Origin of the sequence: Acidithiobacillus sp. YTS05 (genome assembly GCF_024396695.1) — a bacterium.
Taxonomy (GTDB): Bacteria; Pseudomonadota; Gammaproteobacteria; order Acidithiobacillales; family Acidithiobacillaceae; genus Igneacidithiobacillus; species Igneacidithiobacillus copahuensis.
The window spans coordinates 1,251,011-1,275,379 of the sequence record NZ_CP094359.1; the positions used below are offsets into that span (position 1 = coordinate 1,251,011).

The following is a 24,369-nucleotide window of genomic DNA, read 5'->3' on the forward strand; positions in this document are numbered from 1 at the left end:
GCCAATGCCTGTTGAACCACAATCTCGTCCGATGAAGGCAGAAAAACATCGCAAGATTCCCTGGAGCCTGCTGCTGCAGATCGTTGTCACCATTTCAATCTTTGTCTGGCTCTTTCACAAGACCGATTGGACTGCCCTCACGCAACGCTTTCTGCAGATTCGTATTCCCTGGTTTTTGCTGGCCATGTTTGCCTATGCGGTAAATCTTTCGGCGTCTTCCCTGCGTTGGGGGGTCATCCTGCGCGCGGCCAAAAAGCACGCCCCGGCAGCCTGGCTGCTGCGCCTGAACTGGGTAGGTGCGTATTTCAATCAGGTGTTGCCCGGTTCGGTATCCGGAGATGTGCTACGGGCCTGGTATACCCGACCACAAACGGGTTCCACGACTCTGGCTCTCGCCGCGGTATTTGCCGATCGTTTCATTGGTATGGGGGCCTTGGTCGGCATTGCACTGCTGGGGTACTTGTTCGCTGGGCACGCATTACATCTATTGCCCGGCATGGGTGAGACTGTCGCGATCCTGAGTGCCGGCTATGCCGTAATCATTACCTTGATTCTCAGTCCGGGGCTCGGCTTTCTCGAACATCGTATCGGCAAATTGGGGCACAAACTGCACGATATTCGCGCAGGAATGGGAATGCTCTTGCGTAATCCCAGCGCTTTATTATCCACCTTGTTGCTGTCGATTTTTGTGCAACTTTGCTCCATTTTCATGTTCTGGGCCTTGGCACATTCCTTGGGAGAGCATCCCGACGCCGTAGCATTCTGGGTCGTCTGGCCGGTGGTCAGCCTATTTTTGGCGTTACCCATATCCCTCGCCGGATGGGGCCTGCGGGAGGGGCTCTTGGTGCTCTACATGGGGTCCCTGCAGATGGGCCACGATCAAGCCCTCGCCCTGTCCCTGCTGGCAGGGACGACGGTATTGCTGACCAGCTTACCCGGCGCCTGGCTATGGCTGGGCATTGGTCGCCACCCGCTGGCGAAAGGCGAGCCTCTGCCCCGATAACGGTCAGTGATGAAAGGACTCTTTTCCCGGCTCTTTGGGGTGACTGGGGGGATCCTTTTCCAGATCGTCGACAGCAGCGCGCAGATCGCGCAAGAGGATTTCGCCCATGTCACGAGAGAAACCCTCGCGTAAAACGATGCGCAACACCGCGAGCTGTTCGGCGTCCTTGGGCAGGGTATAGGCAGGTACTTGCCAGCCCTGCATCTTCAATCGATCGGAAACGTCGTACACAGAATAGCGTTGGCTATCGCGTAAGCGAAAGGCAAAAACCGGGATACTTTCGCCCGTGCTCAATAGAGCAAATGGGCCGATTTTGGCGATTTCGCCACTGAGCCATAGCGCAATGTCCTGCAGGTTTTTCATGACCCGAGTGTACCCGGCGCGTCCCAGCCGCAAAAAATTATAATATTGACCCACCACCTGGTTGCCAGGCCGGGAAAAATTCAGGGTGAAGGTGGGCATGTCGCCGCCCAGATAATTGACATGAAAAATCAGATCTTCGGGCAGGTAGACCTTGCCCCGCCAGATCGCCCAGCCGATACCCGGATATACCAGCCCGTATTTGTGTCCAGAGACATTGATGGAAACCACGTTGGGCAGGCGAAAATCCCACTCCAGATCGGGATGCAAAAAGGGCGCGACGAAGCCGCCGCTGGCAGCATCAATGTGTAGAGGTACCTGTAGTCCACGTTTTTTGTTCTCCTTGACCATGGCATCGTGGATACTGCGCACCGGCTCAAATTCGCCAGTAAAGGTGGTCCCCAAAATGGCAACCGCGCCGATGGTATTTTCGTCCATGCGCGCCGTGACTTCCTCGGCACTGATGACATAGCGATCCTCGTGGATAGGGATATAGCGCGGCTCTACATCCCAATAGCGGCAAAATTTTTCCCATACGACCTGCACGTTGCTGCCCAAAATCAGGTTGGGCCGACTGCTGTCCTTGCCCTGCTTGTGTCGCCACTCGCGCCAGCGCCATTTCATTGCCATGCCCGCCAGCATCACCGCTTCGCTGGAGCCAATGGCCGAAACGCCAATAGGCTCCTCCTTGTCTTTGGCGTGAAAGAGATGGGCGATGATCTGCACGCAGCGGCGTTCGATTTCCGCTGTCTGCGGATATTCATCCTTGTCGATCATGTTCTTGTCGAAGGTTTCCGCCATCAGGGTGCGCGCTTCTGGGTCCATCCAGGTAGTGACGAAGGTCGCCAGATTCAGGCGGGCGTTACCGTCCATCATCAGCTCGTCGTGAATGAGCTGGTAGGCGACCTGCGGTTCCAGATCCCCTTCCGGCAGGTACTCCTTCGGAATGGGAGCGTCCATGCGCCGCGCGCCATAGGTGGGGGTCAAAAAGGAATCTTTCGCTTTGCTTTCTGGCATTGACTACTCCTGTGTTTTCCCATGCTGTCCATCAGTCTAGTAGAAATATCTAGTTCGGGAACGCGGACAGCCATAAAGCGAACTACAATCTAATCACGTGGTCTGTAAAGGTAACGCGGTTCTGCGAGGAGATGCGGTGGATATCAGTTTTGATGACAGTGCGGCCTGGATTCGCCGCTCCCAGACGGATATGAAGGCATTTCTGGAGGCTCTGGCCGAGCGGCTGGAGCAGGGTATGCCGGGTTTTGTCGAGGTGGATCGCAAAAAGGATGGGCTCTTCTCCCATCATCAGCATCTCGAGCACCTGGTGGTGCATGCCGGCGAGTTCGATTACCACCTGAATTTCAACGGCACCCATGTCGAAACCCTGCGCGCTCGGGTGGTGCGCAACGTCGTGCTGAAACGCGAGATTCTCCCTTTGGCAGACTGGCTGAAGTCGCTGTTGCAGGACACGGCAGCGATCTCTACGGAAATGCAGGCAGCCAGCCAGACCCTGCACGATTTTTTGCTGCAGTAAAGCGAGGTGCCTATGTCGCTGTGGGACAAGATTCAGAAAGGACTACACGAAGTTACCGAAGACCTGGAAAAGACGGTTGCCAATGTTGCGAGCCAAGTAGGTGCAGTGAATGTGGCTCCCAGTACGGCGGCGCAGCAGCGTGCCGCAGAGTGGCAGGTGGCCCTGCAACAGCGCCGTTTGCCGAGTTTTGTGCAAGAACGTCTGCGCGCTACGGCAGCCGGACAACGGCCCTGGATCCAGAGCGGGCCGGTCGCTGCCCTGCTGATGGAACGCAGTCACGGTATCCACCCGCTCGGGATGGTGGGGGGCAATTGTTGGTATCACTTCGGTTTTTCCTGGACCCAGGGACATTACGATGGGTGGCACCAGGCCATCGATCGCCTGCGCCTGGAGGCCGTGGCGATGGGCGCCAACGCCGTCCTCAACGTCGATATGCGCGTGCGTCACGGCGATGGCGAAGACATGGATTATGCCCTGATGGGTACCGCAGTGCGTATCCAGGACCTGCCCCCGGCTTGGGAGCCCGCCGTGGCGACAGTGTCGTCGCTGGAGTTCGTGCGCCTGCTGGAAGAGGGGGTAGTGCCGGTAGGCATTGCCATTGGTGCCGAGTATGACTGGTATCAGCCCTGGGGTGGGACGATGCTGGATCAGGCCAACCAGGCGGCACCCTTTGCCGCGCGCTACTGGAACATGGAGATCCCCGATCTCTCGAGCTTTCAGGAAAACGTCCGCCGCCGCGCGCTCTATAACCTGCGCGAAGACGGCCGCAAGCTGGGGGCGGGGGTCCTCGCCCATACCCAGTATTCCCAGGTGTTCCGCGTCAATAACGAACAAGGGGAGGGTTTTCTCTGCCGGCACATTGCCATTGGCACCGCCGTCAGCTACGAGCCTTCCCGCGCGCCGCAGCACGAATTGCTCCCCACGGTTTCCCTGGGTGGCCCGTTGCGTTCTTTCCGTCCTCATCGCAAGGATCTCCTATGACTAAAGAAGTGATTGCTCCCCACGCCGTAGAACGTCTGAAGGGCCTCCGCTCCCAAGGGAGTCACGAGGGCATCTTTACCTCCGACCTCTCTGTGAACGAATTTGTCATGGTACGCAAGGCGGAGTTCGAGCCCCTGGGTCTGGTGGTCGGCTCGTGCATCTATCACATGGGTATTCAGTACGGCAGTTGGAATCAAAACATGGAGATGGATGTACTTTCGCAGGCGATGTATCAGGCCCGTGAGCTGGCCATGAGCCGTATGGAACAGGAAGCCATCATCCTGCAGGCCGACGGCGTGGTGGGCGTGCGCCTGGAAGTGAAGCGTATGGAATGGGACCAGGATATTCTGGAATTTATGGCTATCGGTACGGCGATTGCTCACCGCTCCGGCGTCCCCGGGTTCAAGGGTGTGGGCGGCAAACCGTTTACCAGCGATCTCTCCGGGCAGGACTTCTGGATGTTGCTGGAGGCAGGGTATCGACCGATGGAAATGGTGATGGGTTCCTGCGTGTACCACGTTGCCCACCAGGGCGTGCTGCGGAGTATGGGGAATATCGGGCGCAATACCGAGCTGGAGCAGTTTACTCAAGCCATGTACGACGCCCGCGAACTCGCCATGGAGCGCATGCAACAGGAAGCGGCGGATGCCCAGGCGGATGGCATCACCGGCGTCCAGTTGCATGAAGGAAGCCATAACTGGAAGCCGCACGTCATCGAGTTTTTTGCGGTAGGTACCGCCGTGAAGGCAATGGAGGATGCAGATACGCGGGTGGATGCCCTGCGTCCGCAGCTCGTATTGCCCGTCAACGATTAAATTTGCAGGAGAGCGACTATGTCATTATTCAAGCACGCATCGGAAATCGTGCAGGCGCGCATCAATCATTTTTTGGACAACGCCGAGGATCCGTCGGAGACCTTGGATCTTTCGTACGAAAAGATGATGAGCAATCTGCAGGATACCAAACGTCATCTGGCCGACGTTGCCACCGAAAAGCTCAGTCTGGAGCATCAGATGGCCGATGCCAAAAAGGCTGCGGACCAGGCCGATGCCGATGCCCGCACGGCGTTGCAAGCCAACCGGGAAGACCTCGCCAAGGCGGAGCTCACCCAGAAGCAGGCTGCGTTGGCCAAGCTGCAGTCGCTGCAGGAGGCGCACGACAAAATTGCTGCCCAAGTCGACAAACTGACGGAATTCGAGACCAAACTGCAGGACAGGATCGAGTCCTTTCGTACCCAGAAAGAGGTGATGAAAGGCGAGTTGGCGGCTTCGCAGGCCGAGATCCAAGCGGAAAATTCGCTCTCGGGACTGGGTAAGGGCATGAACGATGCCGGCGAAGCGATGCAGCGGGTACAGGATCGCCTGGGGCAATCGCAGAGCAAGGCCGAGGCAATGGAAGCGCTGATGGACTCGGGCGCCATCGATGATCCCCTCGATCATCGCAGCAAGACCGATAAAGAGATGGCGCAACTACGCGAGCAAAGCGGCGTCGATGATGACTTGGCGCGGCTCAAGGCGGAGATGGCGAAGTCCCAGCCAGCGAAGGATTCGGGTTCGTAACGCAGACAATCCCAGCGGCAGCCCAGGCCTCCAGGAGTTCTCGCGACCAGTCGAAGGGACATTCGTCCGCGGGGAAGGCCAAGGCATGAGCCTCGGATGGAGCGCGCGGAGCGTCGACCAATGCGGCGGCAAGACGCGCCTCCTGCAGCTCCAGTTCGCGGCTGAAAACCTGGCCTTGGCCGTCCCGATGGATCAGCAGATAGCAGTCGCGTTTGGCCGGCTGCTGAGATTCGGCGGTGCTGCAGTGCACGGCAAAGGGATAGTGTTGCAGGCTTGCGCTGGGGGCGAGTTGGACCCATCCATCGGCAAGATTGCTTTCGCCTAATTCTGCCGGATTCTCGGCAATGGCAAGATTGAGGGTGAGCCATTCCCAGTGCAGCAGCGCGGGCAGGAATTCCGGCAGTGTCGGATAGTCGCTCGAATGCTCCAATACGAACTGGCAGAAGGCGCTGGGTACGGCATGAAAGCTGGGGCTGGGGCAGTCGCACCGGGTAAGAAAATCGTTGAGCAGTGTTTCCCAGCATTCGTTTCCGACATGACGCTGGCTCTCGGGAAAGGCATCCTGGAGATTCGCCGCAAAACTCGCGCGAAACATCTCCCGATACAGTGCAAAAATCTCCGGGGACCATCCCTCTGGCACGGGTCCATCCGCCTGGCGCACGCATCTGGATAGGTCACGCAGGCGCTCCGGGTAGCTAGGCAGCGTCGTCGATCTCATGACGTAGGCGCTGCAGTTCGTCGAGAAGGATTTCCAGAGGGGGAATATCATTATCCCACTCCAGCAGGGTAGGGCGCGGACCAAAACGCTGCCATGCTTCTCGCAACAAAGCACTGACTTCGGGGCTTACGCCGCTGTCGTGGGTGTCGATCAACCAACCTTTCGGATGGGCATAGAAGCCCGCGACGTGATAATAGCGGATGCGTTCTGCCGGTAAAGCAGCAAGGAAATCGCCGGCGGAGTAGTGATGGTTTTGGCTGTTGACGAAAAGGTTATTGAGATCGAGCAAGAGCTCGCAGCCACTTTCTTGCAGTACCGCCAGCAGGAAATCGAGCTCACTGCGGTCCGATTCGGGAAAGCAGCCATAGAAAGCGGTATTTTCCAGAACCAGCGGCTGTCCGAGAAAATCTTGCACGCGCCCGATACGCTCGACGGTCCAGCGCAGGCTCTGCTCGTGGAAGGGGATGGGAAGCAGATCGTGGAGATAGCCCTGAGCGTCCTGACAATACGCCAAGTGCTCGCTGTAGACGACCGCACCATGCCCGCGCAAAAAGTCACGCAGCCGCTGGAGGAAAGCTTGATTGAGAGGCTCGGGGCCGGCGATCGACAGTGACAGGCCATGGCAAAAAAGTGACTTGTGCTCCAGTACCCGCTGCAAATCCTTGGCAGGCGGACCCCCAAAATCCAGCCAGTTTTCCGGCGCAATTTCCACGAAGTCGACGGGCAGCGTCGCGCAACGCTCGGCGAATTCCGGCAGGAACTCCCGTCGCAGTCCGAGCCCCCAGGACATCGTCGAGCGGTCTATTACTTTGCCGATTCCATCTTTTTCATCTGTGCTTTGCCGCACTTACCGTCATGGGCGCGAATCTGGGCTTTGCTGGTACAGTGGGATTCCGCCATCTTGCCCATGCTGCGCGAGCAATTTCCCTCTCCCATACTGCGCGAGCAGTTGCCTTCCCCCATCATGCGGGAGCAGTTCCCTTCGCCCCTCTGCGCGCCATTTGGCGACATCTGTGCCTGCCCGTTCATGGGCGCGGCAGTAGTACTGGCGTCGGCCACCAAGGGCAGGCTGCCGAGGCTCAGGGCAAAGAGCGAGGCCAATCCCAGTTTTGCGGATGTATGCACGGTGATCCCTCCAAGTCGATCTGGAGTTCCAATAATCGAAACTCTCTAGGACTCTAGTATATCACAGTTGCGGCGGAAATTTTACTGGACCTGCCACAGTGTCACAAAAGGTTCATATTGATTCGCTATAGTATCGCTACCGATCAGCCAAGGAGAGCAGCATGTCGGAAGTCCGTTGCCGCTTAACTTCAACACAACAGCCTCCGCGAATGCCGGGGCGGTTCAATACCTCGTAGCCGTAGTGGACTGGTTCAGTCGTAAGGTGTTGTCCTGGCGGGTTTCCAACAGTCTTGATGCGGGTTTCTGCGTAGAGGCCCTGAAAGAGGCCATACGCCGCTATGGCACCCCCGAGATCTTCAACACGGATCAGGGTGCTCAGTTCACCGCGGAGTCCTTCCTCTCTGTACTCCGCCAGCACGGCATTCGAATCAGTATGGACGGCAAAGGCCGGGCCCTGGATAACGTCTTTGTCGAATGGCTTTGGCGCACCGTCAAATACGAGCACGTCTACCTACGGCCAGCAGAAACAGGAACCGAGTTGAAAGCTGGCCTCAGGACCTACTTCGACTGGTATAATGCCGAAAGACCGCACTCCTCTCTGGGAGACAGAACACCCGATGTGGTCTATGCAGAAGGTTTACAAAGGCTGGTGGCCTGACCTGCCATGGAAACAGGTTCAGAGCTTAATCACCACAGCAGGCTGTCCAATCCAGGGGGACCACCTCAAACGGTCGAGTTTCCAGACGACAAGCGTATCGCCATCGCGCAGCATATCGAACGCCTTGTGTCATTTTCAGAAGGCGAGCGCACAGAATATCAAGAGTCGACTGCATACGATGTATGTATCGGATGAGATGAGGTCACGATAAGGGAACTGTTTCGCCCATTTCGCGCCTTTATGGACAAATGTTACGTCAATGACTTCTCTGACAAGTGTCTTATGCGAGATTGTTACCCCTTCAACCAGGAATGTAGATCTTCGACCGCAATGTTGATAAACGCCCGCAACCTAGGCGGCATGAAGCGTTGCCGCGGATAAACGATATAAATGGGATCTGCCTTCGCATGCCATTCCGGAAGGACGCGCACCAACCGTCCCTCCGCGCAGGCTTGTCGGCAGAGATACACTGGCAGTAGCGCCAAGCCATTGCCCGCCAGTGCCATGGTGGCAATCAACCCGATATCGTTGGCCAGCACCTGCCCGAGCATGGGTACGGTGAAACTGCTGGCAGCATCGTGGAGCGTCCAGTTCTCCTTGCCTAGCGGGGTGAATTGCAGGCAACTGTGATGCCGCAACGCCTGTGGTGAATCGAGAGGGGCCGCGCTGGAAAGATAGTCCGGGCTAGCAAACGCGGCCCAATGCGCAATGCCGACGTTCTTGGCAACCAGCGTCGAATCCTTCAATGGACCGGTGCGAATTGCTACATCGATCCCTTCGGCTACGAGATCCGCATAGCGGTTCGTCAAGATCAGTTCGATCTGAACCTTGGGCCATTGCATACGCATCTTGCACAAGATAGAGGAAAGAATCTCGTCGCCAACATCAACGGGGGCCGTGACTCGCAACAAACCGCAAGGCTCTGCGGCAGCCTCGGTCACCGCAGCCTCGGCATCGAGTATGTGCAGTAACCCGGCTGACGCGTGATCGAAATAGATCTGGCCGGAATCCGTCAGGTGCAGGCGGCGCGTCGTCCGCTGCAAGAGCGTGACCCCTAAGCGCTTTTCGAGCATGGCGACGCGGTTGCTGACCGTTGAGGTCGGCAAGCCGAGCAGGCGGGCCGCGGCACTGAAGCTGCCCGCTTGTACTACCTTGATGAAAGCAGCGACTTGGTTGAAATCCATTTTTCCAATCCAATAGAAAGTTTTTTTGCATTTAAGCATCTAGTGCGCGAAACGGCTACTTTCTATGATGACGCTATCGACTCATAGGAGAGCAGTCATGAAACAACTGGCATTCATCAAGCGCAGCAACGGCAGCCACTGGGTCGGCGATGGTTTCCCGGTCAAGAGCATCTTTTCCTACATCGACATCGCTGAGGAAATGTCCCCCTTCCTGCTGATGGACTACGCTGGTCCCACGAATTTTCCACCAACCGCGCGCAAGCTCGGTGTCGGCCAACATCCTCATCGTGGTTTTGAGACTGTGACCATCGTCTATGAGGGCGGCGTCTCGCACTATGATTCGTCGGGCGGCGGTGGCACCATCGGCCGCGGTGACGTGCAGTGGATGACCGCCGCCTCTGGCCTGATCCATGAGGAGTACCACAGCCCGGACTTCGCAGCGAAAGGCGGCGCGTTCGAGATGGTGCAACTCTGGGTCAACTTGCCTGCCCGCGACAAGATGGCAGCTCCCGGCTATCAGGGCATCACAAGCGACCAGATCCCCGAAGTCGCGTTGCCGGATAACTCGGGCAAAGTGCGTATCATCGCTGGCGACTACGAGGGTAAGCAAGGCCCGGCGCGCACCTTCACCCCCATGAACGTCTGGGATCTGCGCCTGACCGCCCACCATCGCGTTGCCATCGATCTACCCGAGAATCATACCACCGCGCTATTTGTACTCAGGGGTGCTATTCGCATCGGTGGGGAACACACGGTGCGCACTGCCGAACTGGCGGTGATGGAGCGCACCGGCAGCCAGATGGTCTTTGATGCCGAGGAAGACACCACCTTGCTGCTGCTCAATGGCGCTCCTTTGAACGAACCCATTGTCGGCCACGGTCCCTTCGTGATGAACACTCGGGAAGAAATTGCGCAGGCGATCAACGATTTCAACAGTGGCCGCTTTGGGCAGATCGGACACTGAACCTCACCGCCCACCATCCGAAGGAGAAACCATGAGTAATCCCTACGTCAAACTGGACAAGAACAACGCTGCTGTCCTGCTGGTCGATCACCAGGCCGGCCTGTCCTCTCTGGTCCGCGATATCGATCCCGACAAGTTTCGCAACAATGTGCTGGCTCTAGCGGATCTGGCCAAGTACTTCAATCTGCCGACCGTTCTGACCACCAGCTTCGAGAATGGCCCCAATGGTCCGTTGATGACGGAGTTGAAAGAGACCTTCCCGGATGCGCCATACATCGCCCGGCCCGGCCAGATCAATGCTTGGGACAACGAGGATTTCGTCAAGGCGGTCAAGGCTACCGGCAAGAAGCAACTGATCGTCGCCGGCATCGTCACCGAAGTCTGCGTGGCCTTTCCAACACTGTCGGCGCTTGAAGAGGGCTACGAAGTTTTTGTCGTCACTGACGCCTCTGGCACCTTTAACGAGGTAACCCGGTATTCCGCCTGGGATCGTATGTCGGCCGCTGGTGCGCAGCTGATGACCTGGTTCGGGGTGGCCTGCGAACTGCACCGCGACTGGCGCAACGACGTTGCCGGGCTGGGGGCACTGTTTGCCAACCACATCCCTGATTACCGCAACCTGATCAACAGCTATACCACCACGACACAGGTCAAGGGCTGATTCTCCAGGGAAGAGGATGCATGCATCCCCTTCCCTGGCAGGCGACTAATCTGAGACACAGGATCAAGTCCTAAGGGTCACGTAATCTTGCTTGCCTAGCTCAGGTGATCAGCCGAAAGGTACCTATCCTCACGGACTGGCTCCAAGACATAAGAGGCACAGATCACTGTCTGTGAGGCCTTCGATGGCACGGTGACCTTGCTTTACCTAGGGAAGGCCCTGCCTTATCGCATCCTCAACGAAGGCGAGCCGCCCATCCCCGTCCCGTAGACGACGAGAAGAGCATCCATGCCACCGTCGAGCAAGCCAAGACCATCCAGATCCACCGCAAAACCTATAAACCCGCACCCGACCATCCGTGGAGACGAGGCGCCATTTCTTCACCCTCCGCCGCCGTCTGACACCACGACAGGCATGAGAAAGGGGACATTTCAGTCTGGGAGAAAAGAGGATATTTCAGCTTTGGGTTGACAGGTCGAATTGCTCAAGCTGCAGGCTTGGATCAAAAACACCGGGCAACGCCTGGTTATCGTCTTCGAGGGACGCGATGCCGCCGGTAAAGGCGGGACCATCAAACGTTTCATGGAGCATCTGAATCCGCGCGGTGCTCGCGTGGTGGCCCTGGAAAAGCCCTCGGAAAGAGAAAAGGGGCAGTGGTACTTTCAGCGTTATGTCGAACAGCTCCCCACAGCGGGCGAGATGGTCTTTCTCGACCGCTCCTGGTACAACCGCGCCGGTGTTGAACGGGTTATGGGCTTTTGCAACGAGCAGGAGTATCAGGAATTCATGCGGCAGGCTCCGGAGTTTGAGCGCCACCTAGTCTACAGTGGCATCTATCTGGTGAAGTTCTGGTTTTCCGTCACACGGGAGGAGCAACGTCGCCGTTTTGAAGAGCGTCGTCATCATCCCCTGAAGCAATGGAAACTGTCGCCCATGGATCTGGCCTCCCTGGATCGCTGGGAAGATTATACGCGCGCCAAAGAGACCATGTTCTTTCATACCGATACGGCTTATGCTCCGTGGACTGTGGTCAAGTCCGACGACAAAAATCGTGCGCGCCTCAACGCCATGCGCCATTTGCTGCACACCGTTCCCTATGAGAACAAAGAGTTGGAGACGATCGGTCGAGTCGATAATCTCATCGTGAGTCGCGCCCATGTGATGTACGGCGAAACTTGTCCTCAGGATCTCAATCCCTTTGTCGCGGACGAAAAGATCGCCGAATCCGGCGATTCAACCTGAATGAACTAGACCTCACTGACGTTGCTGAGTCCCAGTCGGGTCATGCGTCGCCACAGCGTGACCCGGTCGATGCCCAGCTCGCGGGCTACCGCACTCCGGTTGTTGCCGTGCTTTTGCAGCAGGTTGATGAGCAGATCCTTTTCTTCGTCGCCGTTTTGCTCGCTGCCTGCGGCGGTGGAGGAGCGCTTTTGCACCCGCTCGACAAAATCCTGGGGAAGATCCGCCAACTCGATCTCGCTTCCGTTGGCGCAGATACTGGCGTATTCCATGATGTTGCGCAGCTCGCGCACATTGCCGGGCCAGGGATAATCCAGCAAGAGATGTTTGACCTCCGAACCGATCTTGCGTGTCTCCCGACCGCCGAATTTGGCCAGGAAGTAATCCGCCAAATGGATGATATCGGAACGCCTTTCGCGCAAAGGGGGAACATTCACCGGGATCACATTGAGGCGGTAGAACAGGTCGGCGCGAAAGTCGCCCCGCTCGACCGCATCTTTTAGGCCCTGGTTGGTGGCTGCCACCACCCGCACATCGACCTTGCGCGTCTTCATCGAGCCGATCGGCTCAAAGGCCTGTTCCTCCAGCACCTTGAGCAACTTGGCCTGATGCGGCTTGGACAATTCGCTGATTTCATCAAGGAACAGGGTTCCGCCATCCGCTGCGGCGAAGCGTCCAATGCGATCGCCAACGGCACCCGTGTAGGCACCCTTTACCGCCCCGAAAAACTCTGCCTCCCAGAGATTCTCCGGAATGGCGGCACAGTTCACCTCTACCAATGCCTTATGCGCACGCTGACTGGTATCGTGAAGCAGACGCGCAAGCATCCCCTTGCCGGTCCCGGACTCGCCCTGAATCAGGACGCTGGCATCGCTGGGCGCTACCTGCTCGATCAGTTCGATCGCCCGCAACATCTGCGGATCCTTACTGTGGATTCCGGCTCGTGCCTCCCCCGACAAGCTGCGTTCCGCCTGACGTAGGGTGGTGACATCTTCAATGAAAAAGACCCGGTATTTCTGGTCGCGCTGACGCACCATGCGAGTCCGGATGGCCAGGATCCGGGTTTCATTGTCGACGGTAACGACACGATCCCAACTGATGCAATTTTCGGTTGGGCGACTCACGGCATCCTCATGCCCCGCAGAAATTGCCGCGCGCACAATCTCTTTTTGCAGCTGCAGGTTCGGTATGTCGCGTAGCTGTGCCGCGGAGTGGATACCCAGAAAACGGTCGGCCATGGGGTTGTGATACAGAAGTTTACCCTGCGGATCGGCAACCATCATGCCAAAAGTCATGCTCTCCAGAATTTGTGGCATGACGGTGCAGACAATTTCCAGTGCTTTACTATCGAGGTCGGTCATGATCACCTCTCCTGCATGGGACCGGGGCGGCTCATCTCATATCCGTAGGGAGCGACTCGGCCATAGGAATCTGGATAAGAAGTTTGCGGCGGTCCATACGGGGCAGGATAGTCTGCTTGCGGCGGCAATGGCAAAGGACGGTCAGGTCCGGAGTACGGACTGCGCTGCTTAGCCCAAGGCACCATGCCGGCAAAGAAGGAGAAAGGAGGAGAAACATTCTTGTTCAGACTCCAGAAATCCGCCTGCATCTGCCCGGTGGCTTGCGCCATGTAATTAGTTGATGCCGTCATCTGCCGCATATTTTGCGCCATACTGTCCATATTGCGCTGCACGTTGGGGCTCAAGGCCTGCACCTGTTTGGTCATTTCCCGCAGGTCTCGACTCATGGCCACGGCCAGATAAAACTCATATGCCGCCAACACCAGGAATGCGGTTAAGCCCGCAAATACGATCATGCGTAACTGCCGGTCAGAAAGGCCAGCCAGGTTATGGTGTTCCGATGTGGGCGTTTGGGATTCCTGCGCCATCAATGGGTCTCCTTGTGTGGGGATTCACTTGCCAACAGTTTTGCCGCGAGCGGGGGATCGAGACGTTGGAGCGTGGGAAGCAATGCCCCGGCTTCCAACAGGCGGCCAGCGGCCATCAGGGCACGGGCAGCATGATAGTAATTTTGGGCGGCCTCGCGTGGACGGCCAACTTGTAGATAGATATTGCCCAGTTCGCCATACCAGCGCGGCTGCGGATGTTTTTTGATCAGCTTCTGATAGCCTGCAATCGCAGCGGGAATGTCACCATGCCAGTAAGCGGCGCGAGCCTGCTCCACCAGCTTGTCCACCGTGTCTTTCTGACCTTGGGGAGACGTCTTGGCCAGGGCTGTCTTTGAGGATGTCTCCGCTTTTTTCGGCACTTCGGATTTCTTTGCTGGGTGGGCTGGACGTGTCGTTGTAGAGGTCTGTGTGTCTGGTTTTTTGGCGGCGGGTTTTGCAGACTCTGCAGCCAGTGCGGTGGCTGCGGAGGCGCCAATCGTGACACTGAGCAGCAGGGTAATGCGGACCAGTAGAGTCGCCGGCATTCTGTGCCCCGGTAAACTTTGTCGAGATATCATCGAGCGAGCTCCTCCTGCAGATTTGCGGCGGCTTCCGGATCAAGGCGCATCAGGATAGGAATGAGCGCTGCTGCCTCACGGTAGTTTCCCTGGATAAGTAACAGACGTCCGGCGTGGGCATAGGCCGTCGCTGCGGCATTGCGCTGACCGGCGTGCCAGAGGACGTTGCCCAGCTCGCCGTATAGTGCAGCTTGCTCAGGATCGGCGTTGATCAGTGCACGATAGTCGCCAATGGCAACTGGGTAATCACCCAACCAGAATGCTCGTCTTGCGGCCATGAGCAGCGTTAGTTGTCGCTCGTTGAGTTGCGCTTGTCTGCGAGGAGTTGGCGATACGGTCTCGGGCGCGGCCGGTTGGGTTGGCATTACTGGCGGTGGTGTCGTGGACATTGGTGCATGCTGCCGTGCCGGCTCCACCTTTGGCGGCGGACTGTGCCGAGGTTGCTTCTGCCCCTGAAGGTCTTGCCAATGCCGCAGGAAAAAGGCTCGTACGGTCAACCAGTCCTTCTGCCAGGTGTCCGGATGCTGGATGGCAACGATCCCGAATAAGACGATGACCACCAGGATCACGAGAAAAATCAAACGCGCAATAAAAGATCGCATAAATCAGCACTCCTCGCCCTTTGCTATTTTCATGGCAGGAAAGGTCCGGGAGGGGGCGGCACGTCCCTCGGAACAGGCGGGGCTGATGCGGACGAATTCCACCGCGCCCCCTCGTCCGGATAGCCGTAGTAGGCGTTTTCTGGTGGATATCCTCCTCCTTGGTAACCTGCACCGCCGTAATAGCCCTGATAGGGACCGTTGTAGGCCTCATAGGTGCCGGTACTGAAGCGCATGGGTCCGCCATATGGCCGCTGGATTCGCATGCTGCCCATGCTCCATGGACCCATGCTTCCGGTGAATGGGCCGCCAAAACCGGAAAAAGGGCCGGCGCTGTCGCCCCACGGGCCCCAACCCCCCCAAGGTCCCCAGGCAAACGCGGAACTACTGATCATGCACAGTGCCGCGGCGATGCTGAGGCGAGCGATCGACTGATATGCTTTCTTACTGGACATTAATATCTCTCCTCCGCTTACCACCAACCCATAGGTGACATCGGGCCCCAGGGCGACATGGGACTGCTCCAGCCTGACCAGGGACTCCCGCCCCAGGGAGAACCACCCCATGGCGATCCACCCCACGGGCTACTCCAAGCAGACCAGGGCGAACTGCCTCCCCAACTGGACCAAGGTGAGCCGCCGCCTCCGCCCCAGCCGGACCATGGCATACCGCCACCCCAGGGCATTCCGCCCGATCCGGCCCAAGGCCTGTCATAGGCTCCCCAAGGAGCGTCCCGGAAATTCATGGGCCCAAAATGCGGAAAGCGCATACTGAAACCGCCCATACTCCAGGGGCCGAAGCTTCCATTGCCCGGCCCGCCATACCCGCTCCAAGGCCCGGCGTAACCATTCCAGGGAGAGCTGTAAGCGCTACTCTCCCACGGGGCCCAGCGTGACCAGGAATTGCCCCCCGACCAGGGCATGCTCCCCCCCCAAGGTCCCCACGCTAGGGCGCTCAAGGGAAGACTAAAAGTTACGGCGCCAGCGACTGCTACGATCAGTTTTGTCTTTGTCATAACGATTCACCTCTTGATATTCGGAACGGCTGTTACCCGTTCCGTTGCGGTAGGACTACCTGGACCCCCAAGGGCCAGCCATCCAGTCTGCTGGCCCATAGGACCGCGGTTCCGCCCATTGCGGCGGCATGGGGTAGGGCGCTCGCGGAGTGGGGCCATAACCAGGGGCCATAGGCGCGGGGTAGGGTGCGGGTCCGTTCATCTCGGGTAGCGGCGGGTAGGGACCCCGCGGTGGCGGTCCGTATGCCTCGGGCGGTGGACCATAGGACTGCGGGCCGGCCTCTTGCGGCGGCATGGGGTAGGGGGCTGGACGCATGGGGCCATAAGCGGGTGGCATCTGCGCCGGGTAGGGTGCGGGTCCGTTCATCTCCGGTAGCGGCGGATAGGGTCCCCGCGGTGGCGGTCCGTATGCCTCGGGTGGCGGACCATAGGACTGCGGGCCGGCCCATTGCGGTGGCAGGGGATAGGGCGATGCGGGTGTATACCCGCGACCCATGGGTGCGCCCTGCGCTCCATAACTGGGTGCCATCCTGGGAGGATAGGGTCCAGGGCCAGGAGCGCCAGCATAGGCGGGTGTCGGCTCCATACGCAGATTGCCAATCGCGCCTTCGCTCAATTCACGGGGTGAAACAGGATACGGGCCGGGCGGCGGCGGAACATACGCCACAGCTTGGGCCTGCACCGGCATTTGCATAGCCTCATAGCCATTGCCTAGCTGGCCCATCTTGGTTCCTGAACTAGATCCCTCTCTCCATGCAGACGGAGGTTGAGGCTGCATTTGTGGTGCAGAGGACCAGGGAATCACGCCAGAGTAACCACCACTGTTGCTCGGAACAGCATTTCCAGAATCGTTCCAGCCTTGACTGAAGACAGGAGCCGCCCATGCACTGGCACTTGCAAGACAACCGACGGCGGCAACCAACGAGAGTGCGCGCAAGCGGCAGGATGAATATTTATGGATCATGCGTATCCTCCTTAGGATGATTACTTGCCAGATCGGCGCGTGAAAAATTGACGCCAGGAAGTCAAAAACAGGATGAAATCGTCCCAAAAGCTGCGCAGCACCAGAGTGATGAGCGCAACCAGGTCTGCCCACGAAGTCTTTTTGCGAGGGGATCGCTGCGCGATAGACGGAACGTTCTCCCTTTGCGTTAGTGGTATCTCGTCCGCCTTGACCACGATCCACTTCCTGCGACTCATGGGAAAAGACGCTTGGCCGGCATGACTGCCATCGTTCAAATCAATACTGGCGGGGCAGAAGGCGCGGCGTCCGCTGACGCAGCCCATGGGGATAACCAGCAGGGTGAGGATGGTGGACACCATCACGCCAAAGAGCAGGGAGATTCCCATGCCGCGGAAGATGGGCGAGGTGATGATCTCCGCCGAGCCCAGCATCAGCGCCAGGGCGGTAATAACGATCGGTCGAGTGCGCGTAGCGCAGGCCTCGATCAGGGCGTCGAGCACGGGGTAGCCTTCGGCGACCTTCTGCTGTGAGTAGTCCACCAGCAGGATCGAATTGCGGACGATGATGCCGGCCAGTGCAATGAAGCCGATCATCGACGTAGCGGTAAAACTGGCGCCGAAGAGCCAGTGCCCAGGCAGGATACCGATCAGGGTCAGCGGGATGGGCACCATGATGATGGCGGGAATCACGAAATTACCGAATTCCCAGACCACCAACATATAGATCAACACCAGAGCGACCAGGAATGCAGCACCCATGTCGCGGAAAGTCACATAGGTCACGGTCCACGCCCCGCCCCACTTGATGCTGGCGGTATTGCCACTGGGCTGACTGATCCAGTCGATTCCCAGGGCCTTACCCGTCGGCGCGAGATAGTGACTGAGCGCAGTTTCCACTTCCAGCATGCCATACAGCGGCGCATCCAGGCGTCCCTGCGTGTCCCCCATCACATATTGCACGGGGCGCAGATCCTGCTGATAGATGGGGGCTTGGGCAGGGACGCGCGCAAAATTGCCCAGACTATAGAGGGGCACTGAGCCATAATAGGGCGAGGAGACGGGCAGACTCGCCAGATTCTGCACGTTGCTGCGCAGGGCGAGCGGTGCCTGCAGACGCATAGGCACCGCCAGATCCTGGCCAAACGGATGGAAGTCTCCCAGAGAATGTCCTCCCATGACCATCGCCAAGGTCTGGTTCACCGTCGCGTTGCTGATCCCGGCCATCCCGGCCCGGGTGCTATCCACATGGAAAACGAGCAAATCGTGGGGCGCCATCAGGGTGCTGTTGACGTCGGTCAGGTTCTTGCTGTGTTCAAAGACCGTGACCAGATGCCGGGCAACGGCATCCCGAATCTCGCTGGAAGGTCCATAGACCTCCGCTACCACTGGGGCGAGTACCGGTGGGCCCGGTGGAGTTTGCACCACCTGAATGTGTGCTCCCCAAGTCTTGGCAACTGCCTCGATCCGCTCCCGTGCCACAGTCGCCAAGTGAGCGCTGGAGGCAGAGCGCTGGTCGCCACTCACCAACTGCACATGGATCATCGCCTGCCAAGGCTGATTGCGCAGGTAATAATGGCGGACCATGCCGTTGAAATCATAGGGCTCTGGCGTGCCGACGTAGCTTTGCAGCGCACGTATGTCTTTCATGCCTTGCAAGCGTTCTTGAATGGCATAGGTGGCATTGGCGGTTTCCGGCAGGGCCGTGCCCGCGGGCATATTGACCACCACGTTGAAGGCATCCGAATTGCCGTGGGGGAGCATGGTGAATGGCACCCACTCCACCAAGAACAAGGCCAGACTGCCAAAGAAAGCGAGGACGATGCCACCCAGAAAGAGCCGCCCATACAGCTTGCGGCGTACCAGGGGAATCAGGGTCTGGGCAAAGAACTTACGTAGCCACGCTGCCTGCTTGGCCTCGCGGTGATGCATCTTCTCCAGTACCCGCAGACTGGGCTTGAAGCGCAGAATCAGCCACGGCCCCAGGGCAAAGGCAATGAAGAGGGAGGACAGCATGGCCACCGATCCCAATACCGGGATGGGGGCCATGTACGGACCCATCATGCCGCCCACAAAACCCATGGGCAGCAGGGCCGCAATCACCGTGAAGGTCGCCAACGTAGTCGGATTACCCACTTCGCGTACCGCGTCGATCAGGGTGTCCGTAGAGGTACTGTTCTCTAGCAACCAGCGGCGGTAGACATTTTCGACAATAACGATAGAGTCATCGACCAGAATACCGATCGAGAAGATCAGTCCGAAGAGGCTGACGCGGTTGATGGTGATGCCAACGATCCAGGCGGCGAAGACCGTAATCAGCAGGATCAGCGGGATGGTAATGACCACAACGGCAGCGGCCCGCCAGCCGAGGGTCAGAAAAATCAACAAAGTCACGGCAGCGGTAGCAACGAAGAGCTTGAAGAGCAGGGAATTGACCTTGTCGTTGGCCACCTTGCCATCGTTGCGGGTGATACTGACCCGAACATCGTCAGGAATGACACTACCTTCCAGGGAATGGACCTTGGCGATCAAGGCCTCGCCCACCGCAACCGCGTTGCTGCCAGCAGTCTTTGCGATGGCAATGGTGATCGCCGGCGCATTCTGCACGGCGGGGCCACGGCTACCGGCACCCGACGTATAGGTCACCAGGCTGTGGGCGGTGGACGGCCCATAGCGCACGGCAGCCACTTGCGACAGATAGACCGGGGCACCATGAAAGACCCCGACCACCAGATTTTCGACCTGCTGCGGGCTGCGCAGAAAACCGCCACTGAGGATTGCCAAGTGACGGTTGTTACCTTCCGCACTACCGCTTTGCAGTTCCTGGTTGGCGGATTCCACGACCTTGGCGACGGCTTGCGGGGTAAGCCCATAGGCGGCCAGACGACTGGGCTGTATGTCGATATTCAGGGCATCCGTCGCACCATGGATGATGAAGCTCTCGCCAGTATCCGGGACTTCTTTGAGGCGTTTCAGTGCACTTTCGGCAATCTCGTTCAGGGTGCCCGAACCCACACTCTGCGACCATAGAGTAAAGGTCATAAAGGGCACACTATTGATGCCCTTGGCGCGCACCAAAGGCTTGCCGGCCCCCGGAGGAATTCGGTTCATGTTGGCCGCGAGCTTGTTGTAGACCGCAACCAGCGAGGGAGCCATGTGCTTACCTACGACAAAGCGCACGGTCACCATCGCTTCGCCTTGATTGGATACCGAGTAGACGTGACGCACCCCCGGCAGCTCGCTCATCAACTGCTGCAGGGGATCGGTCACCATGCGTGCCACTTCCGCCGGCGAATGGCCGGGATAGGGCACAAAGATGTCCACCATGGGCACGGAAATCTGTGGATTGGCCGCCCGCGGGGTCGAAATCAGGCCCAGTACACCAGCGGCCAAGAGCACGATGAGCAAGAGGGGTGCGAGCGGCGAATTGACAAAAATCCGTGCAATGTTGCCTGCCAGCCCCAGATTTTTCGCCGACGGGCTCGACTCCCCGTGGGCACCATTACCGTTGCAGTTTGTGCTGCTCATGCATCGGCTCCTGGCGCTGCACTCCCTGCCGTTTGCAGGTGGTATCCCGAACCAACGCCGGCCGGCGGATCGTTGACGATCACGTCACCCGGACGCAATCCTGATAGTACCTGGACTTGGTTATTGGCAAGCGGTTCCCCCAGACGCAGTACCCGCAACTGCGTGACCCCGTTCTGATCGACCAGCACCGACGGCAGACTGTGCCCCGGAAGCAGCGCCGAACGCGGGATCGCCACCCCGAGGCTCGCGGATTGCGCAGCCGGCAGGCGGACGGTTACGTAGTCGCCAGCGCGGATTCCGGTATGGCTCGGCAGGGCGAGTTTCACGGCAAGGGTGTGGGTTTGCGCGTTCGCCTCCGGGGCAATCTGTATGATTTGCGCGCGTACCACACCAGCGCCATTGGGCGCACGTACCTGTAGGGTGTCTCCCAGTTGCAGTCCAGCACTCATGCTGGTCGGCACTTCAACAAGGATCTGTGCCGGACCCGCGCCACCCAGGACCAGCAAGGATTGCCCCGGCTGCACCACGTCTCCGGGATTGACGTCTTTTTGCAGGATCACCCCATAGAAGGGAGAGACCCCGTAGGCGTCGCGAATTTCGGCTTCGATTTCGCGAATGCGCCAGGCGGCAGACTGCAAGGTGGTTTGCGCCTGCATGGCTGCGGCGCGACGGTTGTCCAGGGTAGCAAGATAGTTGGCCCAGGGATTCTGCTGGTTGCCCATCATCGCCGCCATGCCCTGACCGAACCACGCGAAGGGATTCCAGGGATTGCTGCTACCACCGTAGTTATAGAGTTGCACCTGATACTGCGAATAGCCATTCCCCAGGGCGACCTGCGCCGCCTGATAGGCGGCTTCGGCTTGTGCTTGTTGCGCACGCAACGCTTCCGTACCCAGACCGACCACAACCTCGCCGGAACGCACCGGGGAACCCACCGGCCCTGCCACATACTCGACCCGTCCTCCGGTCTGGGCGCGCAACACCACTACCTGCCCAGGGATGGCGCGGGCGCCGAGCAAGGGGCCCAAGGAGGGGGCGGGCTGTACTCGGAGCAAACTGGGTCCGGCAAAGGCAATACCCGGAGCCATGCTCAACGCCAGACAGGGGAACAGGCACCAAAAGGAAGAAATACGGACGGACATGGCTGAAAAGTTCCTCAAGGTAAGCAGTCAACATCTTTAAAGCATGTTTCATGCCATTTCATAACGAATTGTTTTTTAAATATTTATTTTTGACGGTGGGCAAAAAGTGTTGCGATAAAAGCAGGGATACAATAGGTAAAACAGAGGGTTGGACTGTTGCATGATCACTGTTGCGTTGCGGTGAAATCTGCATCATTTGCTATAACGCCATGATTATCATGATAGCAATTGGCTTCTGGCACCCCTTTGGATGTCCAGAGGTGATCACTGCAACGCCTGCAACAAGTACGAAATACGCAAGCTATTGAAATGTTTATGTCTTGGTTTTTTCTGTTGCAGAGGCGCTTTGCGAAATATTTGTATAAATCTATTACTATCAAATGGTTATTAAGTGGCATGAAATCTGCTTTTCAAGAAGTAGGTAATCTCCTACATGGATTGCCAGGTTCCGTTAGGACTTCCGCTATATAGGTAATCCGCACGGTTTCAAATTCAGAATGTGTAAGGAGTGCGTCGATGAAAACGTTGATTCAGAAAAAGGGTTGGATTATGGGCTCAGTTGCGGTAGCCGGGGTGTCGGCGTTATTGGTGGCGGCACCTGCCTTTGCTTGGGGCCCGTGGGGAGGTTCTCCCTGGGGAGATGGCTACAGCAATCCTTTCTGGGGGAACAGCGGACCCTTCAGCAGCTACGGTGGCCCCTTCACCGGCAATAGCGGCCCGTGGGACATGGGCACGATGAGCTTCAATGCGCCCCATGGGGGACCCATGAACTTTGACAGTGGCCGCTATGGCGGGTACGGGCAAGGCTACAATGGCTATTATGGTGGGGCCTATGGAAACGGGTACGACGACGGTTACGGCTACAACAACTATCCGCCGGCTTATCCCCAATACCAACCGCGTTCGCCCTACCCAGCCTATGGCGGTGGATACCCGGTGCCGCGACCGGCTCCGCAGTATCCGCAGCGGGCCCAGAACTATGCGCCACCTGCAGGTCCCTACGGCTATGGACCAGCGTACAACCCCTATGATGGCTACGGCTACGGATATCGGTAAAGCAGGTCCCGCGCCATATCGGCAGACGGTATGGCGAATTTCGGTGCAATGAATAATTTGGAGATACCTATGACGAAGAAAGATGATGAGCTCGTTGCAGAAACGCCTGCAGAGCCTTCTTCCAACGTACTGGAAGCGGATGCTTCCCCTCCGGCGAGCGAGGAGGACTCTGCGCCCGTGATCAAGGCGGAAACCGAAAGCGCCTCTGACACGACGCCGCCGCAGATGAATGCAAATATCGGGACGACGCCGCCGAATGCCACGGGCTCGGGTACCAGTGCTCCCAGCCTCAATGCAGGCGGGGCGGGAACAACGCCACCTGGCGGTGGAAGTAGTTATCCGCCCTTACCCCCTCGGCAACCCAAGAAAAGCGTCGCCAGTCGGGTGTTTTCCTGGCCGGCGCTGGTTTTTCTGTTGGTGATCATCATTATCATCTTGTTTATCTGGGGAATCACAGCTAACCAAGCTGATATGTCAGGGAAAAAATCCGTGCAGCCGCCGCCACAGAAAACTCTTCAAGTCGCCCCCATCGCTGCCCCCGGGATGGCGACCGCAGAGCCAGCTCCGAAATTGAGTGCGGATCAGCAACGAGAGTTGATGTCGGCGCGGGCAGCTTATTGGCACCACGACATTCCCGCTGCTATCAGCCAATATGAGGAGTTGATCAAAAAGGTACCAGATGCAGCCTTTGCCTATGGCGAATTGGGCAATGTGTACTACATGAACGGCCAACGGGAGAAGGCCGCAGAAAACTTTGAACGTGCGGCTCTGCTGCTGATTCAACAGGGTCAGGAACAACGGGCTGCCAGTCTCATTCCCGCACTGGGCGCCCTTGATCCCGTAATGGCGCAGAAGGTGCAAGTGGCCCTATCACACAGTCCACAGGATGACGGTTACGGAGCGGATACCCCTACGCAGTAACGAAAATACAGATGGCTAACGCAGGGGCAGAGCATGCTCTGCCCTCTTTTCTACTCGCTAGACGCATCCCATGACGGAAAAGCTTTTTACAAAAGGACCGGCCATACGGGGGTCTTTCAACATGCTTTTGTAATCACCTACCTTGAACTTGATTTTGCCTGTGGTAAAGGCCATACCCAGTCCCGTCATGCCAGGAGGACTGGAAATCCACTTCATCCATTGATCCACACTGGCGCGAATATCCCAATTGACGGGCTGCCCTTGATACACACCCGCTCCAACTGCCTGGCCATTCACCACTTGTAAAAAGCCCCGCGGTCCTTCTTCTTCGACAAAGCCATAGGCAATGTTCGACGCAAAATCAATTTGCGACAGGGCACCCGCCAGATCCGGCTCCTTGTTCCACTCTGCTGCAAACCTTTCCATCCACTCGGGGGAAAATAATTCTGCCATACTCTGTCTCTCCTGTGCTGTTGATGCTGAGGCCGAATAGCCTCGCCAGCCTTGAAAGCACGATTGATGCCATGCTGAGATCAATAATATGAGTAACACAAACAATTGCTTATGTTATTCTTTGCGCGAGAGGATGTTGCGCCCTCGTTTTTCTGCAACAGTCCGGCAGATAGTGCAACAATTGTAGGCCTCCGATTTTCGCCCAGAACTTTGGACTTTTTCGGGCACATTCGTTATAACAGA

Annotated in this window: 25 protein-coding genes; 11 read left to right on the forward strand and 14 right to left on the reverse strand. The window is 57.9% G+C overall.

Features of this window, described 5'->3' with window-relative positions; genetic code table 11:
* Window positions 1–4: 4 nt before the first annotated feature.
* On the forward strand, window positions 5–1,003 hold the full coding sequence (locus MQE22_RS06230) for a lysylphosphatidylglycerol synthase transmembrane domain-containing protein (protein WP_226827156.1): 999 nt from the start codon (window positions 5–7) through the stop codon (window positions 1,001–1,003).
* A gap of 3 nt (window positions 1,004–1,006) precedes the next feature.
* Here MQE22_RS06230 and gad read toward each other — a convergent pair whose 3' ends face one another.
* Complete coding sequence (gad, locus tag MQE22_RS06235; RefSeq protein WP_215871442.1) at window positions 1,007–2,380, reverse strand: glutamate decarboxylase; 1,374 nt, start codon at window positions 2,378–2,380, stop codon at window positions 1,007–1,009.
* A gap of 136 nt (window positions 2,381–2,516) precedes the next feature.
* Between gad and MQE22_RS06240 the strand changes: the two genes are divergently transcribed.
* Genes MQE22_RS06240 through MQE22_RS06255 form a run of 4 tightly spaced genes read left to right on the forward strand, consistent with a single transcriptional unit; the run spans window position 2,517 to window position 5,437 of the window.
* Window positions 2,517–2,897: a hypothetical protein gene (locus MQE22_RS06240; RefSeq protein ID WP_215871441.1), complete on the forward strand. Its 381-nt coding sequence runs from the start codon at window positions 2,517–2,519 to the stop codon at window positions 2,895–2,897.
* Window positions 2,898–2,909: 12 nt separating this feature from the next.
* Window positions 2,910–3,878: a heavy metal-binding domain-containing protein gene (locus tag MQE22_RS06245; RefSeq protein ID WP_255790255.1), complete on the forward strand. Its 969-nt coding sequence runs from the start codon at window positions 2,910–2,912 to the stop codon at window positions 3,876–3,878.
* Entirely contained in the window at window positions 3,875–4,693 is an 819-nt protein-coding gene (locus tag MQE22_RS06250; RefSeq protein WP_215871439.1) for a heavy metal-binding domain-containing protein, read from the forward strand. Before MQE22_RS06245 ends, MQE22_RS06250 begins: the two co-directional genes overlap by 4 nt.
* Before the next feature lie 18 nt (window positions 4,694–4,711).
* Window positions 4,712–5,437 (forward strand): PspA/IM30 family protein, encoded by a 726-nt coding sequence (locus tag MQE22_RS06255; protein WP_215871438.1) that lies wholly within the window; start codon window positions 4,712–4,714, stop codon window positions 5,435–5,437.
* Here the strand turns inward: MQE22_RS06255 and MQE22_RS06260 are convergent.
* The 3 genes from MQE22_RS06260 to MQE22_RS06270 are packed head-to-tail and all read right to left on the reverse strand — an operon-like array spanning window position 5,388 to window position 7,280.
* The gene (locus MQE22_RS06260) at window positions 5,388–6,155 is read right to left on the reverse strand and encodes an HvfC/BufC family peptide modification chaperone (protein WP_215871437.1); all 768 of its coding nucleotides are present in this window, start codon (window positions 6,153–6,155) and stop codon (window positions 5,388–5,390) included. The two genes, MQE22_RS06255 and MQE22_RS06260, sit on opposite strands and share 50 nt — an antisense overlap.
* Entirely contained in the window at window positions 6,133–6,945 is an 813-nt protein-coding gene (locus MQE22_RS06265; protein ID WP_215871436.1) for an MbnB/TglH/ChrH family RiPP precursor modification enzyme, read from the reverse strand. The genes MQE22_RS06260 and MQE22_RS06265 overlap by 23 nt, the downstream gene beginning before the upstream one ends.
* Before the next feature lie 14 nt (window positions 6,946–6,959).
* On the reverse strand, window positions 6,960–7,280 hold the full coding sequence (locus MQE22_RS06270) for a hypothetical protein (protein ID WP_215871435.1): 321 nt from the start codon (window positions 7,278–7,280) through the stop codon (window positions 6,960–6,962).
* A gap of 142 nt (window positions 7,281–7,422) precedes the next feature.
* Between MQE22_RS06270 and MQE22_RS06275 the strand changes: the two genes are divergently transcribed.
* Window positions 7,423–7,938, forward strand: a complete 516-nt coding sequence (locus tag MQE22_RS06275) for a transposase (protein ID WP_483168024.1) — start codon at window positions 7,423–7,425, stop codon at window positions 7,936–7,938.
* A 293-nt stretch (window positions 7,939–8,231) separates the two neighbouring features.
* Here the strand turns inward: MQE22_RS06275 and MQE22_RS06280 are convergent, their stop codons facing one another.
* Window positions 8,232–9,122 (reverse strand): LysR family transcriptional regulator, encoded by an 891-nt coding sequence (locus MQE22_RS06280; protein WP_215871222.1) that lies wholly within the window; start codon window positions 9,120–9,122, stop codon window positions 8,232–8,234.
* Window positions 9,123–9,219: 97 nt separating this feature from the next.
* On the opposite strand from MQE22_RS06280, the gene MQE22_RS06285 reads away from it, so the two are divergent.
* From MQE22_RS06285 to ppk2, 3 genes are all read left to right on the forward strand, one after another.
* Window positions 9,220–10,086 carry a pirin family protein gene (locus MQE22_RS06285; protein WP_215885786.1) on the forward strand — a complete coding sequence of 289 codons (867 nt, stop codon included), beginning with the start codon at window positions 9,220–9,222 and terminating at the stop codon, window positions 10,084–10,086.
* A 31-nt stretch (window positions 10,087–10,117) separates the two neighbouring features.
* Complete coding sequence (gene ycaC, locus MQE22_RS06290; RefSeq protein ID WP_215871254.1) at window positions 10,118–10,747, forward strand: isochorismate family cysteine hydrolase YcaC; 630 nt, start codon at window positions 10,118–10,120, stop codon at window positions 10,745–10,747.
* Between the two features lie 480 nt (window positions 10,748–11,227).
* Window positions 11,228–11,989: a polyphosphate kinase 2 gene (gene ppk2, locus MQE22_RS06295; RefSeq protein WP_255790258.1), complete on the forward strand. Its 762-nt coding sequence runs from the start codon at window positions 11,228–11,230 to the stop codon at window positions 11,987–11,989.
* Window positions 11,990–11,994: 5 nt separating this feature from the next.
* Here ppk2 and MQE22_RS06300 read toward each other — a convergent pair whose 3' ends face one another.
* The 8 genes from MQE22_RS06300 to MQE22_RS06335 form a co-directional block, all read right to left on the reverse strand.
* Entirely contained in the window at window positions 11,995–13,347 is a 1,353-nt protein-coding gene (locus MQE22_RS06300; RefSeq protein ID WP_215871253.1) for a sigma-54 interaction domain-containing protein, read from the reverse strand.
* 2 nt (window positions 13,348–13,349) lie between these two features.
* Window positions 13,350–13,874 (reverse strand): DUF948 domain-containing protein, encoded by a 525-nt coding sequence (locus MQE22_RS06305; protein WP_226827162.1) that lies wholly within the window; start codon window positions 13,872–13,874, stop codon window positions 13,350–13,352.
* On the reverse strand, window positions 13,874–14,452 hold the full coding sequence (locus tag MQE22_RS06310; protein ID WP_215871252.1) for a tetratricopeptide repeat protein: 579 nt from the start codon (window positions 14,450–14,452) through the stop codon (window positions 13,874–13,876). Before MQE22_RS06310 ends, MQE22_RS06305 begins: the two co-directional genes overlap by 1 nt.
* Window positions 14,449–15,054, reverse strand: coding sequence for a tetratricopeptide repeat protein (locus MQE22_RS06315; protein WP_215871251.1), 606 nt, complete (start codon window positions 15,052–15,054; stop codon window positions 14,449–14,451). The genes MQE22_RS06310 and MQE22_RS06315 overlap by 4 nt, the downstream gene beginning before the upstream one ends.
* A 29-nt stretch (window positions 15,055–15,083) precedes the next feature.
* Window positions 15,084–15,506 (reverse strand): hypothetical protein, encoded by a 423-nt coding sequence (locus tag MQE22_RS06320; RefSeq protein WP_215871250.1) that lies wholly within the window; start codon window positions 15,504–15,506, stop codon window positions 15,084–15,086.
* A gap of 615 nt (window positions 15,507–16,121) precedes the next feature.
* Window positions 16,122–16,790 (reverse strand): hypothetical protein, encoded by a 669-nt coding sequence (locus MQE22_RS06325; RefSeq protein ID WP_215871249.1) that lies wholly within the window; start codon window positions 16,788–16,790, stop codon window positions 16,122–16,124.
* A 260-nt stretch (window positions 16,791–17,050) separates the two neighbouring features.
* Complete coding sequence (locus MQE22_RS06330) at window positions 17,051–20,554, reverse strand: efflux RND transporter permease subunit (RefSeq protein ID WP_215871248.1); 3,504 nt, start codon at window positions 20,552–20,554, stop codon at window positions 17,051–17,053.
* Complete coding sequence (locus tag MQE22_RS06335) at window positions 20,551–21,696, reverse strand: efflux RND transporter periplasmic adaptor subunit (RefSeq protein ID WP_215871247.1); 1,146 nt, start codon at window positions 21,694–21,696, stop codon at window positions 20,551–20,553. Before MQE22_RS06335 ends, MQE22_RS06330 begins: the two co-directional genes overlap by 4 nt.
* A gap of 516 nt (window positions 21,697–22,212) precedes the next feature.
* On the opposite strand from MQE22_RS06335, the gene MQE22_RS06340 reads away from it, so the two are divergent.
* Window positions 22,213–22,752: a hypothetical protein gene (locus tag MQE22_RS06340; RefSeq protein ID WP_226827164.1), complete on the forward strand. Its 540-nt coding sequence runs from the start codon at window positions 22,213–22,215 to the stop codon at window positions 22,750–22,752.
* Window positions 22,753–22,821: 69 nt separating this feature from the next.
* Entirely contained in the window at window positions 22,822–23,673 is an 852-nt protein-coding gene (locus tag MQE22_RS06345; protein ID WP_215871246.1) for a tetratricopeptide repeat protein, read from the forward strand.
* Between the two features lie 57 nt (window positions 23,674–23,730).
* Here the strand turns inward: MQE22_RS06345 and MQE22_RS06350 are convergent, their stop codons facing one another.
* Window positions 23,731–24,126: an SCP-2 sterol transfer family protein gene (locus MQE22_RS06350; RefSeq protein ID WP_215871245.1), complete on the reverse strand. Its 396-nt coding sequence runs from the start codon at window positions 24,124–24,126 to the stop codon at window positions 23,731–23,733.
* Between the last annotated feature and the right edge of the window lie 243 nt (window positions 24,127–24,369).

What these genes read in the sequence shown, in the direction of transcription:
- MQE22_RS06260 (WP_215871437.1), bottom strand. Translation starts at nt 6,155, where the DNA reads ATGAGATCGACGACGCTGCCTAGCTACCCGGAGCGCCTGCGTGACCTA.
- MQE22_RS06330 (WP_215871248.1), bottom strand. Translation starts at nt 20,554, where the DNA reads ATGAGCAGCACAAACTGCAACGGTAATGGTGCCCACGGGGAGTCGAGC.
- MQE22_RS06325 (WP_215871249.1), bottom strand. Translation starts at nt 16,790, where the DNA reads ATGGGCCAGCTAGGCAATGGCTATGAGGCTATGCAAATGCCGGTGCAG.
- MQE22_RS06350 (WP_215871245.1), bottom strand. Translation starts at nt 24,126, where the DNA reads ATGGCAGAATTATTTTCCCCCGAGTGGATGGAAAGGTTTGCAGCAGAG.
- MQE22_RS06335 (WP_215871247.1), bottom strand. Translation starts at nt 21,696, where the DNA reads ATGTCCGTCCGTATTTCTTCCTTTTGGTGCCTGTTCCCCTGTCTGGCG.
- MQE22_RS06315 (WP_215871251.1), bottom strand. Translation starts at nt 15,054, where the DNA reads ATGCGATCTTTTATTGCGCGTTTGATTTTTCTCGTGATCCTGGTGGTC.
- MQE22_RS06245 (WP_255790255.1), top strand. Translation starts at nt 2,910, where the DNA reads ATGTCGCTGTGGGACAAGATTCAGAAAGGACTACACGAAGTTACCGAA.
- MQE22_RS06230 (WP_226827156.1), top strand. Translation starts at nt 5, where the DNA reads ATGCCTGTTGAACCACAATCTCGTCCGATGAAGGCAGAAAAACATCGC.
- MQE22_RS06305 (WP_226827162.1), bottom strand. Translation starts at nt 13,874, where the DNA reads ATGGCGCAGGAATCCCAAACGCCCACATCGGAACACCATAACCTGGCT.
- MQE22_RS06255 (WP_215871438.1), top strand. Translation starts at nt 4,712, where the DNA reads ATGTCATTATTCAAGCACGCATCGGAAATCGTGCAGGCGCGCATCAAT.
- MQE22_RS06280 (WP_215871222.1), bottom strand. Translation starts at nt 9,122, where the DNA reads ATGGATTTCAACCAAGTCGCTGCTTTCATCAAGGTAGTACAAGCGGGC.
- ycaC (WP_215871254.1), top strand. Translation starts at nt 10,118, where the DNA reads ATGAGTAATCCCTACGTCAAACTGGACAAGAACAACGCTGCTGTCCTG.
- MQE22_RS06345 (WP_215871246.1), top strand. Translation starts at nt 22,822, where the DNA reads ATGACGAAGAAAGATGATGAGCTCGTTGCAGAAACGCCTGCAGAGCCT.
- MQE22_RS06340 (WP_226827164.1), top strand. Translation starts at nt 22,213, where the DNA reads ATGAAAACGTTGATTCAGAAAAAGGGTTGGATTATGGGCTCAGTTGCG.
- MQE22_RS06310 (WP_215871252.1), bottom strand. Translation starts at nt 14,452, where the DNA reads ATGATATCTCGACAAAGTTTACCGGGGCACAGAATGCCGGCGACTCTA.
- MQE22_RS06300 (WP_215871253.1), bottom strand. Translation starts at nt 13,347, where the DNA reads ATGACCGACCTCGATAGTAAAGCACTGGAAATTGTCTGCACCGTCATG.
- MQE22_RS06320 (WP_215871250.1), bottom strand. Translation starts at nt 15,506, where the DNA reads ATGTCCAGTAAGAAAGCATATCAGTCGATCGCTCGCCTCAGCATCGCC.
- MQE22_RS06250 (WP_215871439.1), top strand. Translation starts at nt 3,875, where the DNA reads ATGACTAAAGAAGTGATTGCTCCCCACGCCGTAGAACGTCTGAAGGGC.
- MQE22_RS06285 (WP_215885786.1), top strand. Translation starts at nt 9,220, where the DNA reads ATGAAACAACTGGCATTCATCAAGCGCAGCAACGGCAGCCACTGGGTC.
- gad (WP_215871442.1), bottom strand. Translation starts at nt 2,380, where the DNA reads ATGCCAGAAAGCAAAGCGAAAGATTCCTTTTTGACCCCCACCTATGGC.
- MQE22_RS06265 (WP_215871436.1), bottom strand. Translation starts at nt 6,945, where the DNA reads ATGTCCTGGGGGCTCGGACTGCGACGGGAGTTCCTGCCGGAATTCGCC.